Source organism: Streptomyces sp. MMG1533, from assembly GCF_001279775.1.
In the GTDB taxonomy this organism is placed as follows: domain Bacteria; phylum Actinomycetota; class Actinomycetes; order Streptomycetales; family Streptomycetaceae; genus Streptomyces.
The window spans coordinates 1-399 of sequence record NZ_LGDG01000130.1 but is presented as its reverse complement, the minus strand read 5'-3'; the positions used below and the strand labels follow the sequence as shown (position 1 = coordinate 399).

General features: G+C 58.6%; 1 rRNA gene. It reads right to left on the bottom strand.

Annotated elements, in window-relative coordinates:
* Positions 1–310: 310 nt before the first annotated feature.
* A 16S ribosomal RNA gene (locus ADK57_RS15395) occupies positions 311–399 on the bottom strand; the annotation flags it as partial.

Below are 399 nucleotides of genomic sequence, written 5' to 3'. Positions count from 1 at the left end.
AAAACTTGGCCACAGATGCTCGCGTCCACTGTGCAGTTCTCAAACAACGACCAGCCACCCGTCACACACCACTTCCGTGATGCTGCACCGGGGCCGGCAACTGAGGGGTTCATTCCCTCAGATACCCAACAGCGTGCCCGACACCCTCGCCACTCCCCTTCCATTCCACGCCGAAGCAGTACTAGGAAGACAAGCTGGTCAAGTGTGCCGAGTAGTCAACGTTCCACCCATGAGCTAACCACCGTCGATCATTCGCCGACGTAGTGGCTCTGGACCACCAAGCAAGCCTGGCGGCCTAGATGCTCCTTAGAAAGGAGGTGATCCAGCCGCACCTTCCGGTACGGCTACCTTGTTACGACTTCGTCCCAATCGCCAGTCCCACCTTCGACAGCTCCCTCC